This window comes from Chitinophaga filiformis, from assembly GCF_023100805.1.
Taxonomy (GTDB): Bacteria; Bacteroidota; Bacteroidia; order Chitinophagales; family Chitinophagaceae; genus Chitinophaga; species Chitinophaga filiformis_B.
In genome coordinates, this window is sequence record NZ_CP095855.1 from 4,651,341 (window position 1) to 4,668,531 (window position 17,191).

The 17,191-nt window shown below is 47.6% G+C and carries 14 protein-coding genes and 1 riboswitch; of the genes, 9 read left to right on the forward strand and 5 right to left on the reverse strand.

The genetic code is table 11. From position 1 onward, the window contains the following. Window positions 1–262: 262 nt before the first annotated feature. Window positions 263–457 (forward strand): hypothetical protein, encoded by a 195-nt coding sequence (locus MYF79_RS18195; RefSeq protein WP_247809069.1) that lies wholly within the window; start codon window positions 263–265, stop codon window positions 455–457. Here MYF79_RS18195 and MYF79_RS18200 read toward each other — a convergent pair. Beyond that, complete coding sequence (locus MYF79_RS18200; RefSeq protein ID WP_247809070.1) at window positions 454–1,395, reverse strand: metallophosphoesterase family protein; 942 nt, start codon at window positions 1,393–1,395, stop codon at window positions 454–456. The genes MYF79_RS18195 and MYF79_RS18200 overlap by 4 nt on opposite strands. Before the next feature lie 847 nt (window positions 1,396–2,242). Between MYF79_RS18200 and MYF79_RS18205 the strand changes: the two genes are divergently transcribed. Further along, window positions 2,243–2,524, forward strand: a complete 282-nt coding sequence (locus MYF79_RS18205; RefSeq protein ID WP_247809071.1) for a hypothetical protein — start codon at window positions 2,243–2,245, stop codon at window positions 2,522–2,524. Window positions 2,525–2,584: 60 nt separating this feature from the next. On the opposite strand, the gene MYF79_RS18210 is transcribed toward MYF79_RS18205, so the two are convergent. Beyond that, window positions 2,585–3,448, reverse strand: coding sequence for a phosphatase PAP2 family protein (locus tag MYF79_RS18210; RefSeq protein ID WP_247809072.1), 864 nt, complete (start codon window positions 3,446–3,448; stop codon window positions 2,585–2,587). A gap of 143 nt (window positions 3,449–3,591) precedes the next feature. Beyond that, a riboswitch (Fluoride riboswitch) is annotated at window positions 3,592–3,675 on the forward strand. Between the two features lie 59 nt (window positions 3,676–3,734). On the opposite strand from MYF79_RS18210, the gene MYF79_RS18215 reads away from it, so the two are divergent. Both MYF79_RS18215 and MYF79_RS18220 read left to right on the forward strand, forming a co-directional pair. Next, window positions 3,735–5,021, forward strand: a complete 1,287-nt coding sequence (locus MYF79_RS18215; RefSeq protein ID WP_247809073.1) for a voltage-gated chloride channel family protein — start codon at window positions 3,735–3,737, stop codon at window positions 5,019–5,021. A gap of 24 nt (window positions 5,022–5,045) precedes the next feature. Further along, a complete protein-coding gene (locus MYF79_RS18220) occupies window positions 5,046–5,996 on the forward strand; it encodes an NADP-dependent oxidoreductase (RefSeq protein WP_247809074.1) in 951 nt (316 codons plus the stop codon). Between the two features lie 1,036 nt (window positions 5,997–7,032). Here the strand turns inward: MYF79_RS18220 and MYF79_RS18225 are convergent. Beyond that, window positions 7,033–7,983: an aldo/keto reductase gene (locus tag MYF79_RS18225; RefSeq protein ID WP_247809075.1), complete on the reverse strand. Its 951-nt coding sequence runs from the start codon at window positions 7,981–7,983 to the stop codon at window positions 7,033–7,035. A 50-nt stretch (window positions 7,984–8,033) separates the two neighbouring features. On the opposite strand from MYF79_RS18225, the gene MYF79_RS18230 reads away from it, so the two are divergent. Next, window positions 8,034–8,207: a hypothetical protein gene (locus tag MYF79_RS18230; RefSeq protein ID WP_247809076.1), complete on the forward strand. Its 174-nt coding sequence runs from the start codon at window positions 8,034–8,036 to the stop codon at window positions 8,205–8,207. A gap of 415 nt (window positions 8,208–8,622) precedes the next feature. Then, the gene (locus tag MYF79_RS18235; protein ID WP_247809077.1) at window positions 8,623–10,794 is read left to right on the forward strand and encodes a bifunctional alpha,alpha-trehalose-phosphate synthase (UDP-forming)/trehalose-phosphatase; all 2,172 of its coding nucleotides are present in this window, start codon (window positions 8,623–8,625) and stop codon (window positions 10,792–10,794) included. A 286-nt stretch (window positions 10,795–11,080) separates the two neighbouring features. Here the strand turns inward: MYF79_RS18235 and MYF79_RS18240 are convergent, their stop codons facing one another. Continuing rightward, window positions 11,081–12,868 carry a glycoside hydrolase family 15 protein gene (locus MYF79_RS18240; RefSeq protein ID WP_247809078.1) on the reverse strand — a complete coding sequence of 596 codons (1,788 nt, stop codon included), beginning with the start codon at window positions 12,866–12,868 and terminating at the stop codon, window positions 11,081–11,083. A 103-nt stretch (window positions 12,869–12,971) separates the two neighbouring features. Between MYF79_RS18240 and MYF79_RS18245 the strand changes: the two genes are divergently transcribed. The 3 genes from MYF79_RS18245 to MYF79_RS18255 all read left to right on the forward strand — a co-directional run bounded on the left by MYF79_RS18245 (window position 12,972) and on the right by MYF79_RS18255 (window position 16,892). Next, window positions 12,972–15,431, forward strand: a complete 2,460-nt coding sequence (locus MYF79_RS18245) for an AsmA family protein (protein WP_247809079.1) — start codon at window positions 12,972–12,974, stop codon at window positions 15,429–15,431. 56 nt (window positions 15,432–15,487) lie between these two features. Then, a complete protein-coding gene (locus tag MYF79_RS18250) occupies window positions 15,488–15,913 on the forward strand; it encodes a hypothetical protein (RefSeq protein WP_247809080.1) in 426 nt (141 codons plus the stop codon). A gap of 70 nt (window positions 15,914–15,983) precedes the next feature. Beyond that, on the forward strand, window positions 15,984–16,892 hold the full coding sequence (locus MYF79_RS18255; protein WP_247809081.1) for a YihY/virulence factor BrkB family protein: 909 nt from the start codon (window positions 15,984–15,986) through the stop codon (window positions 16,890–16,892). Between the two features lies 1 nt (window position 16,893). Here MYF79_RS18255 and MYF79_RS18260 read toward each other — a convergent pair whose 3' ends face one another. Then, entirely contained in the window at window positions 16,894–17,136 is a 243-nt protein-coding gene (locus MYF79_RS18260; protein ID WP_247809082.1) for a hypothetical protein, read from the reverse strand. Between the last annotated feature and the right edge of the window lie 55 nt (window positions 17,137–17,191).

The following is a 17,191-nucleotide window of genomic DNA, read 5'->3' on the forward strand; positions in this document are numbered from 1 at the left end:
TGAACAAAGTAATCTGACTCTTTAAACAAAGTGAGCTGATTGACAGTGAGTTATCTTTGTCTCAGAAAACAGTTAAATATAAACAGTGTAAAAAGTTGTAGGTAAAAAGCGAATAGGGGCCTCTTTTAGGAGGCCCCTCTGTTTTATTTATTGCATAGTGTCCGGTGATCTCTGTTTTGAGTAGTTAACTATGTTATCTCCCCTGATGTCGCATCTTTGTTCCCCGGCAGCATTTTTGTATTTCATTGATAAACCTAATGATATGACGATCAAGAAATCCACCAATGAAAAGAGAGCCATCAAACAGGTGAAGCGTAAGAATGCAGGCGCTACCGATGTTGCCAAAGCAGCTCCCAAAAAGGAGTTCAATGACGACAAGAACAATACCCTGGAAGGGTATGATGAAAATGAATATGATGAGAAAGATAAAGCCGACGAAAAGCGCCGTAAGGCTTAGACGGTCCATCCATAAGGAACATATTCATTCTCAAAGCTGCCGTCGTCATAGAGATTGACCATGGCATAGCCATTTTCAGTACGATACCTCGTTCCCTTCCACCAGTTGCCGCTTACGGCCCCGTTACTGACATAGGTGATGCCATTATACATCACCTGTTCATAGAGGTGAATGTGTCCGCTCATACACAACCTGATGTTTGGATGCTGATCGAACAGGGCGACCAGGCGGGCGGCGTCTGTATGCATGGAGCCAAGGCCCAGCTGGTAACCGGTATCTTCCTTAAATTTATTATCTACTACAACCGTTGCTGCAGACACAATGGGAACGTGTGAGAATATGATAATGGGCAGCTGCGTATTGGCGGCGAGGTCTTTTTCCAGCCAGTCGAACTGTTCATCGTCCAGTTTGCAGGTATACCATACGCCATCATTTTTCGGCTGGATGCTATCCAGGACGATGAAGTGCCAGCCCGCTTTATTGAAACTGCGGTATGGCTTTTCAAGGCGCATCATTTCCAGTGAATATTTCTTACCATAGAGGGGATCGCTTGTTTCTCCCGCGCCCCATATATCATGATTTCCTATACAATATTCGATGGGCAGGCTGTTGTCGCTTTTCATCAGTCCGTGCCAGAGGTTCCACTGCAATTCAACACGGTCTTTGGGTGCTTTGAGGGCATCCATGATACAATCGCCTGTATTCACGATAAAAGCAGGCGCGTCTTTTTGTGATTGTATGTGGTGGAGGCATTTTACCAGTCCTTCGGGCGCCTTTAATTCAGGTTCCAGATGTACGTCCGTCAGGTGGGCGAAACGCAATACCCTTTTCTTAGGCTTGATGATATTATCTGTAATAGTAGCAAGCGCGCGGGTACCGGGGAGTACTCCTATCAGTGCGCCAAGGCCCAGATTTTTCAATAAGGAACGACGATCCATGTAATGTGATTTTGAGTGATACAAACTTATAGAGTGGCATCCGGAGATGCCAGGAAAGGGACGCTTATTAATATAAAAATAATGTAGCCTGTATGCAAGTTTAAACCTGGATTACCGGGGAACAACTCCGTTTTATACCACAGTTCGACTATGAGCTGGAAATCGCTTCGACCTCTTCCGGCAGCTCACATCGCACCCTTTCTCATTATCAGGCCCTATATTCTTACCTTAAAATATTGTAGTTGGTGTTAATATGACTGCAGTGAGTTCTCAGCTCGGGTTGAAACTTGCAAAATGGGGACCATCTCCATGCCGTTATTGGTCAGCGCCACATCGATGCCCTGTGTGATGCTGGCAATGTAGGCCAGGTGTCTTACATCTTCGCCCGAAGTATTACCCGGTCGGCTTGGAGGTAGTATGTCGAAAGGATACAAAAACGACATATAAAGGGCATAAAAAGGGTATCTATATATCCTTTCGATATTGAGGTGACCTTTATATATTATTTTGGTCTAGTTATGCATAGATATCTGTACCTTAACTGTACACTACCTGTAAGCTAGTAATCTATAACCTCAAAAAACCTTTTTATGGCCATTGTTAAGGATAATATCCTCCTGAAACTTGTACGGGGAACCCTCGGCAAACAACTCACGATCTACGAACGGAATGGGCAGGTCATCATGGCGACCAAACGAGGCCCGTCAAGGAAAAAGCCTACACAAAAGCAGTTAGCTGCAAGGGAGCGGATGAGCATTGCTTCGTCGCGTGGCAACGGGCGCTGGCCGATCCCGAGGTGAAAGCCTATTACGCGTCCCTGGCAGGGCCGGGGCAAAACGCCTATAATATGGCCGTGAGGGATGCCTACCGTAGTCCGGACATCCAAAATATCCGCATAGAAGATACGGAGGTGGTAGTGACCGCCAAAAATGAATTCCGTGTAGCAGAAGTGGAGGTAACGGTAGTAGACGCTGATGGTGTTGTCAGGGAGAACGGGCCGGCATCTTTAGGCTGGAACGGCGTAGACTGGCATTACAAAGCAAAGGTATTGCCTGCAGGCGGTAAAATCGTTGTGTCGGTGGTCAATTTAGCAGAGGTTCAAACGGTGAAGGAATTGCTGATTACATAAAAACAGAAAGGGCAAGGCGCCCTGAAGACCCTTGCCCCGAAAGTATGATCAACCACAAAATTATTTTGTCAACAGCAGCGATAGTCCTGCTGATTTCCATTGTGCATCGTAATTAGGCATCAGCATGATCCTGGTAGAGGAGTGCTCTGTATCATGGATAAAGAGGCGCTGCATTTTAGGATATAACCAGTATGCTGCTTTGGTGCTTAGAATACCGAGACCTGCACCTGTTACAACATCGCTTAACCAGTGACGGTTGTTATAGATGCGGAGTGCACCGGTGGTAGCAGCTACCGCATAACCGGCTACGCCATACCAGGGGCTTACTTCATGATATTCTTCCCACATAAACTGTGCACTCATAAATGCAATGGCGGTATGCCCCGAAGGGAAGGAGTTATAAGTACTGCCATCAGGACGAAGCCTGTTGGTAGCGCTCTTGATCGCGAAAGTACTTCCGGTAGCGATGAGCGAGGACATGCCGAATAATATGGTACGGTCGGCGAAGTTATGTTTACCATGAATACCTGCCATGTTCAACGCATATACGGCAGCAGCAGGCACCCATTTGAGGTAGTCGTCCACATTGGTGCGGAAAGTACCATGATCTTCCATGATCTCTTTCCTGGTAGACATGTCCAGAGAGCGTATTTTACCACCGCTGAGCGACACGGCGCCATAGGTCATCATGGCCGTTGGAACGATGATGCTTACTAATCTGGCGCTATAGTTCGGGATACGAGGTTTATACGCCAGATTGGTGTTAAATACCGGAACGGTTGTCTGATCTTTCTCTGATGTAGTGGTTGGCACAACATTTGTCTCATGGGTAGTATCCGCACTAATCCCTGCAACAGTTGTGTCTGCAGCTGCATAGGCAGAGTATGTCAACAGTTGCAGGCTAAGCAGTAAGAACAATCTCATATTTGAATAGGTAATTTCTTTTATGTAACTGGTAATACTATTTAAATTAATACAAAATTGCCAAAAGAAACTGTAGACATTCTGAAAATCCCACGTCTTTAACTATATTTTCACTTTTTTACACTTACAAATGGTATATTTGTGTTATACCAGGAAATGGTGTCTTCCTGCACAAGAACCGTCTTCGCCCAAATGACCAGGGCAAGTCTGATGGCGCCTGCAAATAACCACCTCCCTATATAATACAATGGGGAGGAGCAAACAGTTCGTATTTATTTGTAGGCTAATGAAATATTTCAGGCATTCTGTCGAACAATTGAAGATCGCTTACCAGCTGATCCGCTGGACGGTGATCATCATTCCGGTATCTCTCCTCGTAGGATCCCTCGTTGCATTATTCCTCTGGTTACTGGAACAGGTAACCCTTATTCGCGAAGAGCATGGATGGCTGCTCTACCTGTTACCGCTTGCGGGGATACTCATCTATTTTTTATATAAAAAGCTGGGTGGCAAGGCGGAAGCGGGCAATAATCTCATTATGGATGAGATACATGAGCCGGGCGGTGGCGTACCTGCGAGAATGGCGCCCCTGGTACTGGCTACGACCATCATTACCCACTTGTTTGGAGGCTCTGCAGGCAGGGAGGGAACCGCCGTGCAGATTGGTGGAAGTATGGCGAATATGCTGGCCCGCTGGATGCGCCTATCTCTGGCCGATGTACGCATCATCTTGATGGCGGGAATCGCAGCCGGCTTCGGTGCTGTTTTCGGCACTCCGCTGACGGGGGCCGTATTTGCACTGGAAGTACTGGCTATTGGCCTCATACGCTATGATGCGCTCATTCCCTGCCTAATTGCTGCTGTATTTGCAGACATTGTATGCTCCGCCTGGGGCATCCGGCACACACATTACCAGATCCTTTTTGATCAAAAGAATATCATCTTCCACTTTGTACATTTTGACTTCCTGTTACTTGCAAAAGTAATTGCCGGCGGCATCGCATTTGGCCTGGCCAGCTACCTCTTCTCCATTTGCATCCATAGCATTAAAGCGAATGCAAAGCAATGGATCCGGCCGGCCTGGCTGATCCCGGTAGCGGGTGGCATCATTGTCATTGCCGCCTGTCACCTGCTGGGCACACGGGATTATATCGGCCTTGGAGTGACCAGTCCCGATCCCGGTGGTGTTAGTATTGTCTCTGCCTTCAGCAATACGCCCATCTCATCATGGAGCTGGTTGTGGAAATTGCTGCTGACGGCCATTACCCTGGGGATGGGTTTCAAAGGTGGGGAGGTGACCCCCCTCTTCTTTATCGGAGCCACTTTAGGACATACGCTGGCCGTACTTTTTGGGGCGCCGGTGGATTTGTTTGCAGGTCTCGGATTTATTGCCGTATTTGCAGGTGCCACAAATACTCCGATAGCCTGCACCTTGATGGGCATCGAGCTTTTTGGCACGTCACATGTACTATACTTCGCAGTGGCTTGCTTCACAGCTTATTATTTCAGTGGACATGCCGGCATCTACAGTGCGCAACGTATAGCAGTACCAAAGAACCATGATATTGATTAACCAGACAAATTTGAACTGAAACTTATGAAGGCTGTAGCCGTTCCCCAGTTTAAGGCCATTCCGCAGGTGATGGAATTACCTAAACCACAGGTAAAACCAGGGACGATCCTGGTGCGTGTAGCCGCCGCCGGTATTAACCCGTTTGATTGGAAATTAATAGATGGTATCCTCGACGGGAAAATGCCACACAATTTTCCTATGGTGCTCGGTGTTGATGGTGCAGGGACCGTTGAGGCGGTAGGAGAAGGCGTTACCCATTTCAAGCAGGGCGATAAGATCTACGGACAATTTATACACTCACCTATTGGTGAAGGATCCTATGCAGAGTATGTTGTCGTGCCGGAAAAGGCCGCCATATCTCATGCGCCTTCCTCTATTTCCCTTGTGGAAGCAGCGGCCATACCGACAGCGGGAATGACGGCGCTTCAGCTGTTGGAACGCCTGGGGCTCAAACATGAACAAACCCTCCTGCTGGTAGGCGCTACCGGTGGCGTAGGCTCGTTCATTGTCCAGCTGGCGAATATGCAGGGCATCTATGTTATCGCTACCGTCAGCGATGAAGAAGGAGAGGAGCGGATGAAGAAACTGGGCGCAAAAGAGACGATCAATTACAAAAAGATATCTGTAGAGAAAGAGATAAAAGCTAAATATCCGTCCGGCGTGGAAGGCCTGATAGATCTCGTTAGCCCCGCGGCAGTGTTCAAGACAATGACCTCCTTGGTGAAAACCGGCGGTGCGGCATTGACGACCGCATTCGTAGCGGATAAAGAGACGCTCAAGGCGCGGGGAATTACAGGGGGGAATTTTGAGACGCAGGGAACGCCGGCTTCGTTGGATACTTTGGCGGATGCGGTGGATAGTGGGGCGTTGAAAGTACCGGTTGGGGTGGTGATCAGTATGGAGGAGGTGCCGGAGGCGATTGAGGCGAGCAGGAGGTTGAAGGGGAAGGGGAAGACGGTGATCAGGATTGAATGATCTCTCACGGGCAGGCGTTTGTTATTGCCACTTACCAGGCTTTTCAAGGGTTACGAGCTTGGTTATTAACGCGGAGTTTGACGTACGCGATCATTGCCTTCTTACTTTGGATGGTGGCGCTGATTTACCAGGTACGGCTACCCAAGGTTACGGAGTTTTGACGTAGGCAATTATTGCGATTGCCTTCTTACTTTGGTTTCAGATAGGACCGCGGGCTGTACCCCTTTCCGAGTACCTTGCTATCTGGCTTTTTCAAGCGTATGGGCTTGGGAAATCTATTGAAACTTTCAATGTCGTCTCCAACGCCCCGGAGACTAATAAAACCAACCTCGTACTACCGGCGGACACCTAAAAAACTACCAGCAATATCCGATAGCGCTCCGTCAGGAGCAGCGTTGTTTGTAGCCCGTAGCGATAGCTACGGGTTGTTGAATGATCGCCATTAACGATTTTCGTTTAATGATACGGGTTGATAATCCCATTTGATGATAACCCGTTTAATGATAATGGGTTCATGATACCATTTGACGATAACCCGTTTGATGATACGGATTGATGAATACCATTTGACGATAAACCGTTTAATGATACGGGTTGATGATACCGTTTGACGATACCGTTTACTGACGCCGTTAATGATACGGGTTGATAATCCCATTTGACGATAAACCGTTTAATGATACGGGTTGATGATACCGTTTGGCGATAAACCGTTTGATGATACTGTTTACTGACGCCGTTAATGATACCCGTTGACGATACCATTTATTGATACCATTTAATGATACCGTTTGATTACACCATTTTATGATAACCCTTTGACGAATACCGTTGATGCCGTTTTTGCCGGCACCGTTGATGATAGCATTCAACGACAGCCGTTTGGCACCCTTTAACGATCCCGTGATGATACCTTTGCCGATCCCATTTCATAACCTCACCATTAGTCGCTCAACGTATTTCAAGCATTCCACCAATTTCAATGATTTATCAATTCAACGATCTCGATCATTCAACGGGTTGAACGATTGAATGATCACTCGTCAACATAATCGCTCGCTATATTTAACTTCTCTATTGCTCCTGCGTCCAGTCCTAATTGAGTGGCCTTAATGAGCTCTTCCAATTGCTGTGTGCTGGTGGCGCTCACAATAGGGGCGGTGATGTAAGGGCGCTGCACAAGCCATGCAATGGCGACGCTGGTGGGAGTGGTGTTGAAGTCTGCCGCTACTTCGTCGAGCGTTTCGAGAATGCTTTGCCCCCTTTCGTCAAGGTAACTGGTCGCTTTTTCTCCCCTTGCACTTTTTACAGCGTCTTCCTTGCTTCTGTACTTCCCGCTGAGAAAACCACTGGCTAATGAGTAGTAGCTGATCACACCCAGCTGGTATTGTTGCGTGACAGGCAGGTATTCTCTTTCGAATTTCTGACGGTCGTACAGATTGTACAATGGTTGTAATGATTCATACCTGGGATAACCGTTTGTCTCACTCGATTCCAATGATTGCAATAGTCGTTCGGGACTAAAGTTAGATGCGCCGATCACCCTGACCTTGCCCGCCTTTACCAGCTTGTCGAATGTGGCAAGCGTGTCGTCTACCGGCGTGTTCGGATCATCGTAATGCGATTGATACAAGTCTATATAATCCGTCTGCAATCTACGCAATGATTCTTCAACTGTCTTTTCAATGTAGGCCGGTGAAAGGTCTCTTACCTTGCCTCCACCTACTTTTGTTGCTATGATCACCTGGTCGCGCTTCCCGCTTCTCTTTAACCACTTGCCGATGATAGCTTCAGATTCACCACCACTGTTGCCAGGCGCCCAGTGAGAATAAGAATCTGCAGTGTCGATAGTGTTGAACCCTGCACCCACAAATGCATCCAGTAATGAAAAAGATGTTGCTTCATCTGCTGTCCAGCCAAATACATTTCCGCCAAACACCAACGGTGCAACCTGTAATGCTGATCTTCCCAGTTGTCTTTTTTCCATGTATATTGCTTTTTATGCTTTTATATTTATGCTTTTAGTATGCATACGGAATGTTTGAGAGAGCCCTGAAGCAATGGCTGCAGGCCACAAACATTAATAGCACTACTGTCATTTATTATGCATACAGCATATTTGAAAAGGCCCTGAAGCTACGGCCGCAGGCCACAAACATTCATGGCACTACTATCATTTATTATGCATACAGCATGTTTAAAAGGCCCTGAAGCTACGGCCGCAGGCCACAAACATTAATAGCACTACTATCATTTATTATGCATACAGCATGTTTGAAAAGGCTCTGAAGCTGCGGCTGCAGGCCACGAATATTAATAGCACTACTATTATTTATTATGCATACAGCATGTTTGGAAAGGCCCTGAAGCTGCGGCTACAGGCCACAAACATTAATAGCATTACTATCATTTATTTCTCAATGTACGAGTTTGTTCCAAAACAGATACCATAAATTTCCGTATCTTCGGCGCTATTGCCATTAGCGCTATGATCCATTGTATCCTATAAAAAGCAGGCAGCGCTTACTTCCGTATCTATTTTCAGGTGCGTTTTTTGTTAAAGGCTCTCCGTACTACAGGAGTGGAATTGATATTAGCATAGATTTTTTGACTTAATAACTGTATTATGAGTAAAACCATTATTGTATCTAACAGGCTACCGGTAAAGATCACTGAAAAAGATGGAGAATATGTGCTGAATCCGAGTGAAGGCGGTCTGGCTACAGGCTTGGGATCCATTTACAGGCAAGGCTATAATATCTGGATAGGATGGCCGGGCATTGATGTGAGTGAGGAGGCACAACCACAGATCAGGGAACAACTGCAGACACTGAACCTGATGCCTGTGTACCTGACACAGGAGGAAATTAACAACTACTATGAGGGATTTTCAAACGAGGTACTGTGGCCTGTTTTCCACTATATGTCCGTTTACGCCCGTTATGAACAGGTATACTGGGATTTTTATTATCAGGTGAACAGTAAATTCAGAGATGTTGTTTTGCAGGTGGCAGAGCCAGGTGATGTGATATGGATACACGACTATCAACTGTTGTTGCTGCCAGGCATGATCCGATCTGAAGCCCCTGATGTTGCTATTGGCTATTTTCAGCATATTCCATTCCCATCCTATGAGCTTTTCCGCCTTATACCATGGCGATGCGAGCTCCTGGAAGGGATGCTGGGCGCTGATCTGCTGGGCTTTCATACTTTTGATGACAGCCATCATTTCCTTAATGCCGTTACCCGCCTGCTGCCCGTGAATGCTTCGGCCAACGTGGTGATGGTCAACGACCGTGCAGTGATTGCTGAGACCTTCCCTATGGGTATCGACAATCAGAAATTCGAACAGCTTTCTCATGATCCGGAAGTATTACGGCAGATGGAAAGCCTGAAGGAAAGTTTCCAGCAGACGCACTTGGTGCTGTCTATCGACAGGCTGGATTATAGTAAGGGTATTATCCAACGCCTGCAGGCCTTTGAATTATTTTTACAATTATATCCTGAATATGTTGAGAAGGTGATATTGTATATGATTGTTGTTCCTTCACGGGATAGCGTTCCGCAATACAGGGAGTTGAGAGATGCGATAGATATGCTGGCAGGTGGCATCAATGCCCGCTTTCGTACCATCAACTGGCATCCGATCAATTATTTTTACCGCTCCTTTCCCATAGAAACGCTGGCTGCTTTGTACAATTTCGCCGACGTCGGCTTGGTCACTCCTATGCGCGATGGCATGAACCTCGTGAGCAAGGAATATGTGGCCAGTCGCAAGAACAATGATGGAGTGCTGATATTAAGTGAAATGGCCGGTGCTTCAAAAGAACTGATAGATGCGCTGATCGTTAACCCTAATAATATCGGCGCCATTGCAAGGGCCCTGCATGAAGCGCTCAATATGCCGGAAGCTGAACAACAGCGACGTATGAAGCAAATGCGGCAGGTGGTAGGCAAGTTCAATATTTCCCACTGGGTGAAACTATTTATGGCACGCCTGCAGGAGGTGAAGCAAATGCAACAATCCATGCTGGCCCGCCGTATGAGCCTCGATATGCAGTCGACCGTCAGGAATGCTTACAAGAAATCCGCGAAGCGTGCTATCTTTCTTGACTACGATGGCACTTTAGTAGGGTTTCAGTCCAATATTGACCTGGCATCTCCCGACCAGGACCTCTATCACCTGCTTAAAACGCTTTCCGATGATCCTGCAAATCACGTGGTAATGATCAGCGGCCGTAAGCATGAAACACTGGAGGAATGGCTGGGGCACCTGCCAATGGACCTCATAGCAGAACATGGCGCCTGGAAAAAGAAGTATGGGGAAGACTGGGTAATGCTGCCGGGGCTTACCGCGCAATGGAAACAGGACATCCTGCCCATTCTCGATACCTATATGGACCGTACGCCCGGTTCCTTTATAGAGGAAAAGAGCTACTCGCTGGTATGGCATTACCGCAAGGTGGAAACAGGCTTGGGGGAATTGCGTGCCAATGAGCTGATGAACACCCTTCGGTATTTTACGAACGATATCGGCTTGCAGATCCTCCCGGGAGATAAGGTCATCGAGATCAAGAACATTGAGATCAATAAAGGGAAAGCCGCATTGACCTGGTTGCACGACCGTGAGTTTGACTTCATGCTGGCCGTAGGCGATGATTATACCGATGAAGATATCTTTAAGACATTACCGCCCGAAGCGGTGACAATCAAGGTAGGAAGCCAGGTATCTGCCGCCAGGTATTACCTCAGGAGTCACCAGGAAGTAAGGGCGTTTTTAAGAGCGCTTGTATTGTAGCGGAAGAGATTACTGCCTGAATATAGTAACATAAAGCCTGGCTCATACTTGAAGTGCCCCAAAAAGTTAGACACTTTTGGGGCACTTCAAGTATGAGCCAGGCTCTTTTCATTTTGGTACCTGGTGGAACCAGGTAGCCATTTAAGCGGCTCTAAGGATGTTCATTTATTTTTTGATACATTCTCTTTTCACTTTGGATACCGGACGGAACACGGTACATGCAGGGGCCAATACAGATCATGCATCGAACGAATAAAGATGAACTACACATCTGCAATTGCTGTCTTTATTTGGAAAGAAAGATCGGTACGTCCCGTTTCATAGCGATGCGGTAAGCAGCGTTCATCAATCCCACGTGACTATAGGCCTGCGGGAAGTTGCCCCATTGGCTGCCATTTTCTTCATCCACATCTTCACTAAACAGCATCAGGTGATTGGCGTATTGTAACAGGTTCTGGAATTCACGGACGGCATCGTCCACCCGTCCAACACAGGCAAGCGCTTCTACGTACCAGAAAGCGCAGACGAGAAAGGTAGTTTTTGGCTTACCGAAATCGTCGGAATGCAGGTAACGGTAGAAAAGGCCCTGCGGCGTTTTCAGCTCTTTTTCCAGCGCAGCCAGATGATCCCTGGCTTTTTCAGATGCAGGATCGAGGTAGTTCATCATGATGAGCTGCAGGGTGCTGGCATCCAGGTGCTGACTGCCGGCAGCATTGGTATAAACTTTCCTTACAGGATCGTAACAGCTTTCTATATGTGCAGCCGCCCGGTTTTTGAGAGCCACTGCTTTTTCGGCCAGCTGTTCATTGCCGATGGTGCGGGCCATTTTCTCCGCAGCGGAGCAGCCAGCCCATTGGAAGAGATTACTATAACAGTGTATGTTGGCGAAATTGCGGAATTCCCAGATGCCTGCATCTTTTTCATCGATCGTGTGCTCTATTTTGCTCAACAGGTATTCTATCCACCAGGTGGAGTCCTTTCGTTCAGAGAAAACAAAACGGTGATCGGTATACAGCGGCAACATGGAAATAAGTACCTGTCCGTAGATGTCGTTCTGAATATGTTCATACGCCTGATTACCGATACGTACGGGCTGATTGCCGAGGTATCCGTTCAGGTGAGGGAGTATCTGTTCTACCAGGTTCTTTTTGCCTGTAATGCCATATAAAGGCTGATAGCGGTAATCGCCCGAAAATGAGATATCGGCCACATAACTGAAGTACTTTTCCATTTCCTCGAAATGACCGATATGGTTCAGTGCGGTGATCACATAAAAAGTATCCCGCAGCCAGCAATAGCGATAGTCCCAGTTACGGCCACTACCGGGGTATTCCGGCAGGCTGGTGGTGCTGGCAGCGATAATGGCGCCGGTGTCTTCGTACTGGTGGATCTTCAGGGTGAGGGCGGAGCGTATCACGGCAGGCTGGTAGAAATCGGCGATATTGGAATGCTTGATCCATGTACGCCAGTAGACGGTCGTTTCCCGGAGGAAGCGTTCCGCAGTACTGTTCAGCGGTGCTTCGAGGGGATTGCCGTAACTAAGCAGCAAATATTTATCCTCGTTAAGCACAAAATGTTCCCCCTCGAAAAGGTAGCTCATGGGTATATTGGTGGTGAGGCGCAGGCTCTCTTCACAGCCCAGGAACTCTATATGATTGCTGCCGCGCTGGGCTTTGAGGAAACCACTGCCGTAATCGCATACCGGCTGGCATTTCACCCGGACACGTGGATTGCCCTCCAGGGCCTCCACTTTACGGATCAGCATCAGTGGTTTGAAATACCGTTCATACTGGTAAAAGCGGGGGGCAAAATCCGTAATACGGTACCTGCCGCTTTCACTGGTGATCTCGGTACATAAGATATTGGTATTTTCAAGATAGTACTGCTTTGATGTATAGTCCCCGGAAGGAAGAATGGAAAACTCGCCCCCCTTACCCGGATCCAGCATGGCGCCAAAAATAAAGGAGCTGTCCATCCGTGGCCAGCAAAGCCAGTCTATATTAGTGTTCAAATTGACATGTGCGAGGTAGGCACAATTGCCAATGATGCCCGTCTGATAAGTATGTCTTTCCATATGTGATTCATTGAGACACAAAAGCCATTCCAACAAGATCAACTACGGCACATTTTGTGTTAATTAAAACTAAAACCTCCTGTTGTTCACGTAAATACCCCTCATGCAGAAAAGGCTTCGTATACCCCTGATTGTTCTTGGCAGCCTGCTTGGTTTGTTGATACTACTATGGCTGGGGCTTGCCTTATACATCCGTCATAACAAGGCCGACATTCTGCAACAGATCAGCGACCGGCTGAATGACAGGCTACATGGGGGAACACTGCTGATAAAAGACATGGAGCCTTCGCTGGTACGTAGTTTCCCAAACGTTTCTGTGGCCCTGGAAGGGGTGAGTATAAAGGATAGTCTGTGGAATACGCATCAGCATCAGTTGCTGGAGGTAGCACGCATTTTCGTAAAAGTAAATACTTTCTCATTACTCAGAAAACAACTGGATGTACGGCAGATCACCCTCGAAAAAGGCAGTATTTACCTGTTCACCGATAGCACCGGTTATAGCAATACCAGCATCCTGAAGCGGAATACCAGCGCGGGAGCTGAAAAGAACAGGAACGGAAAGGGCGCAGACATTACCCGGTTGCAATTATCTGATATCCGCTTTGTAATAGAGAACCAGCAGAAACATAAATTGTTCAGTTTCGATATTGCCAGTCTGAAAGGTAGTTTCCGGAACAATGACTCCGGCTGGGTTTGTAATATGAACACTTCACTCCGCGTGCGTAGCCTTGCGTTCAACACAGAAAAGGGAAGCTACCTGAAAGATAAACCGCTGCAGACGGCGCTGGAGATCCGGTATAACAGGGCCAGGAAAACGCTGGATATTCCGCAGCAGGCTTTGCGTATAGGCGGACAAACCATTTCCGTGGGCGCGTCTTTCTCTTTCGGGGAACAACCACGGCCCTTTACATTACATATCATCGCAGACCAGATCCCCCTGCGGCTGGCAGCATCCCTGCTTACGCCCAGGATATCATCCAAACTGGATAGCATCAATATGGAGAACCCGCTGGACGCAGAAGCCCGCCTGAGCGGACATATGCAGCCGGGTGATAAACCTTCGGTATATGTTACCTGGAAGACCAAAGACAATGTGGTTACCACCAAAGGCATGGAATTGCAGCAATGCAGTTTTGCGGGCAGTTTTTCCAATGAATGGATGGCGGGCGAGCCGAGAGTGGACGAGAACTCCGTGATCAGTTTTTATGGCCTGAAAGCGAAACTTTATAGTCTCCCCGTATCTGCTGATACGGTCAGGATCACCAATCTGAAACATCCGACCCTGACAGGCTATTTCCGCTCTGCTTTCCCGCTTACAGATCTGAACGAGGCGCAGGGTGAGGATGGCGTATTCCGCTTCACAGGCGGAACAGCGGTAGCGGCGCTGTATTACAAGGGAGGCATCACCGCAGGCGATACCATCTTACCTTATCTCAAAGGTACTGTAGCATTGAAAGAAGGGGAGATGGAGTATACGCCGCGCAACCTGCAGTTCAGCGGCTGTCATGCGCTGCTGGCTTTTAACGGGCAGGATCTTTTCCTGCAGGATATTACCATCCGCACGCGGAAAAGCAACCTGCAAATGGAGGGAAGTGTGAGAAACATTACGCGGCTTTACTTTTCTGCGCCGGAGAAGCTGGAGCTCGATTGGAAGGTACGCAGTACCGGTATAGACCTGGACGAGTTCCGGTCTTTCCTTGGAAAGCGGAAACAGGGAAAACGTGCGCGGGCGGTCGCCAATCGCCGGAATATGAGCAGGATAGCCAGTCAGCTGGACGTGATGTTAAACAGCTGCAATATCAACATGGACGTTTTACTCGACAAACTGACATATGGCAATTTCACTGCGCAGCAGGTGAGGGCAGCGCTTTCATTGAAGGAATCGGATATTCATCTGCAGGGCGTATCATTCTCCCACGCAGGGGGCAATATCAATATGAAAGGCACTATGACGCAGGATGGCATTAATAACCGTTTTAAGGTGAATGCAGATATTAAGAATGTACAGGTGGACCAGCTTTTTCATGCATTCGACAATTTCGGTATGCAGTCGCTGGGAGCGAAAAATCTGAAAGGCGTCTTTTCCGCCACTGCAGCGGTAAGTGGCAACATAAAAGATAACGGAAAGATGGCGCCTCAGTCGATATACGGCACGCTGGCGTTTAACCTGCGGAACGGGGCGCTGATACATTTCGCCCCATTGGAGAATATTGGCGGTCTGATATTCCGCGGCCGGAACCTCGACAATATCACATTTGAGAACCTGAAAAATACATTGACATTGCAGGGGAACAAGATCATCATTCCGCCAATGCAGATCAATTCAAGTGCGCTGTATATGGACGTATCGGGCGTTTATGCCATCACAAAGGGTACGGACATGTACATCACTGTGCCGCTCCGTAATCCGAAGAGGGATGAGGATATTGTTGATAAAGAAGAAAAAAAGAACAGGCGCAGGAAGGGTATTGTATTGCATTTACATGCGACGGATGGAGAAGATGGCAAGGTAAAGATCCGCTTAGGGGGTAAAAAGGACAAGGCCGAAGGTGCTGAGATGTAACTTTTCAGAAGAACGGCCGTTTTATAGTAATTTAGTGCCTGACAATCAATCGTTCCATGAAGAGACTACTGGTTCCAGCCCTGCTTACACTGGCTGCCTGTAAGAAAGAAGACACAACCGTCCGCCAACCAGATTACGATGGAAAATGGTATATCCATCAGATTGTTGAGAAAGAATATACGCTGGAAAATGGTGATACGGCCTATACACATTATGAGGTCAATGACTATCCCGGTACGGCCAACTACCTGGATTTCCGTATAGATCGCGGGAAGGGGGAGGCTTTGCAATACCTGGAGAACCGGCTGGATTCGATGTCGTACGAAGCGTTATCCAGTGTTTATTTCCGCCTGGACAGTACGTTGTGCGAGGTTACACATATTACTGACAGTACATTCCAATTCCATACACTGATATTTGACAACACTACGATACCTGACAGGGTGCAGGTAACACAACATTTTTACGTTCTTAGCCGGTAACCGGGATGGGACATGCCGGTAAAAAGGCATGGTTTTTATTGTTTAAAGAGCGGACCATATTTTCGCAATAATGTCCAGAGAGTATATCAAAAGTCTTATACATACGCTTCGCGTAGCTTTCCAGGTATTACAAAAAAATGATCCCCTACGCCTGGCCGGGGCAACTGCTTTTTTTGCCAGTTTCGCGCTTCCACCTATTTTATTGATCCTTGTGCAGGTACTGGGATTGTTGTTCAATCGCCGGTCTATCGGCAGGCAGCTGATCATGCGGCTGGGAGAACTGGTCGGACGCGAAAGCGCAGAACAAGTGGTGGTTACACTGAGAGGGTTCCGCGGATTGGCGCAGACCTGGCCTGTAGCTATTATACTGTTTATTTTCCTGCTGTTTGTAGCAACTACCTTGCTGAAGGTCATCAAAAGCTCCCTGAACCAGCTATGGATGATCCGGTTGACAGGCAAGGCAGGTTTTCTGCAGTCGCTGGTAGACCGCTTACGTTCCCTGGTGGTAATAGGCGCCACCGGTATCCTTTTCCTGGCCAGCCTGTTAGCAGAAAGTGTGCAGGCATTTCTGGGCAGTTATGTCAATGACATATTCCCCCGCGCTGCATTTGTTTTCAGCGGGGTATTTCCGCAACTGGTGTCATTACTGATCGTGACAACCTGGTTTGCGGTCTTGTTCCGATATCTGCCTGATGCACGACCTACGTGGAAAGTTGCATTCTCGGGAGCTTTGCTCACAGGAATTTTATTCAGTATAGGGAAACTGGTCTTACGCCGCTTGCTGTATGGGGGCAATATTGGGATCCTTTATGGGGCATCTGCCTCCGCGGTGCTGTTGATGCTGTTTATCTTCTATAGCGCCATTATCTTCTACTATGGAGCTGCATTTACCAAAGTATGGAGCGAATTCAAACATCGTCCGATGCAGCCCCTCCGTCATGCCACCTTTTATAAACTGGCAGATGTGGAGGTACGCTGATCTACTCCCCCCGTAATACCATTTCTATCTGGTCCTTTACAGGATTGCTGAAGCCTTCCAGCTCTATTTTAGGATGCTGATCAAGATTGATACGGATCTTACCGTTTTCATTCACCAGAGAATCTGATAAGGGTTCCAATAGTGCATGCATCTGACGAACTCCCAACTGGGCGAGCTGATTCATAAAATTGTCTTCCAACTGGAGGAATTCGCGGTTTTTGTAGGTATATGTTACCTGGATCATGATAAATTTGTTTTTCAGAGGATATTAAGAAAATGATATATTGGTTAAATTAGAC